The 1,159-nt window shown below is 73.8% G+C and carries 1 protein-coding gene; it reads right to left on the bottom strand.

Annotation, left to right across the window (positions count from 1 at the left end):
• Window positions 1-9: 9 nt before the first annotated feature.
• The coding region (locus H5J33_RS36000; RefSeq protein WP_258565640.1) for a glycosyltransferase family 20 protein at window positions 10-1,159 on the bottom strand (1,150 nt) is incomplete at its 5' end.

Raw genomic sequence — 1,159 nt, 5'->3', positions numbered from 1 at the left:
CCTCGGCACCTACTTGTCCCGCAGCGCCCGCGCCGTGCCCGTGATGTCGTACGGGTTCACCGTGAACGCGTCCTCGCCCAGCTCCTCGTGCGCCCCGGCCTCCCGGGACAGCACCAGCGCGCAGCCCTCGTCCGAGACCACCGGGATCTCCTTGGCGACCAGGTTCATACCGTCCCGGATGGGGTTGACCAGCGCCACGTCGGCCATCCGGTAGGCGGCCAGGGAACGCGCGAAGTCGTCCTTCACGTGCAGCACCACCGGCGTCCAGCCCGGCGTGCCGTACCGCTCGTTGATCCGGTCCGCCACCCGCCGCACCTCGGCGGTGTAGTCGCGGTACACGGCGAGGTCCTGGCGGGAGGGGTAGGCGAACGCCACGTGGACGACCCGCTCCCGCCACTCCGGGTGGTCGGTCAGCAGCTGCTCGTACGCCAGCAGCCCGCGCACGATGTTCTTGGACAGCTCGGTGCGGTCCACCCGGACGATGGTCCGGCGTCCCTCGCCGATCTCCTCGCGCAGCGCCGCCATCCGCTCCGCCACGTCCGCCCGGTGCGCCCGCTCGCGCAGGAAGTCCGCGTCCGCGCCCAGCCCGTGCACCCCGATCCGGGTGCCGGCCGGGATGCCGGGCCCCAGCACCTCCCGGCAGCAGGCGGTGAAGGCGTCCGCCCAGCGCCGGGTGAGGAACCCCGCCCGGTCCGCGCCCAGGATGCCGCCGAGCAGCTCGGCCGCGATGTCGTCGGGCAGCAGCCGGAAGTAGTCCGGCGGGGCCCAGGGGGTGTGCGAGAAGTGGCCGATGCGCAGGTCGGGCCGCAGCCGGCGGAGCATCCGGGGGGCCAGCGCCAGGTGGTAGTCCTGGATCAGCACCGCCGCGCCCTCGCCCGCCTCCTCGGCCAGCGCCTCGGCGAACGCCTGGTTGTAGGCCTGGTACGAGGCCCACTGGCGGCGGAAGTCCGCGTCGAACACCGGCTCCAGCGGGGTCTGGTACAGCAGGTGGTGGACGAACCAGAGCACCGAGTTGGCGATGCCGTTGTACGCCTCGGCGTGCACGGACGCGTCGATGTCGAGCATCCGCACCCGCTGCCCGCCGGTCTCCTCGGCCGGCAGCAGGGCGCCGTCGGCGCGCCGCACCGCCCCAACCGGCTCACCGTGACCGTCCTCGCCC

The organism is Streptomyces sp. WELS2, from assembly GCF_013870595.1.
Taxonomy (GTDB): domain Bacteria; phylum Actinomycetota; class Actinomycetes; order Streptomycetales; family Streptomycetaceae; genus Streptomyces.
The sequence above is the reverse complement of the archived record's forward strand: the minus strand, read 5'-3'. Positions and strand labels throughout refer to the sequence as shown.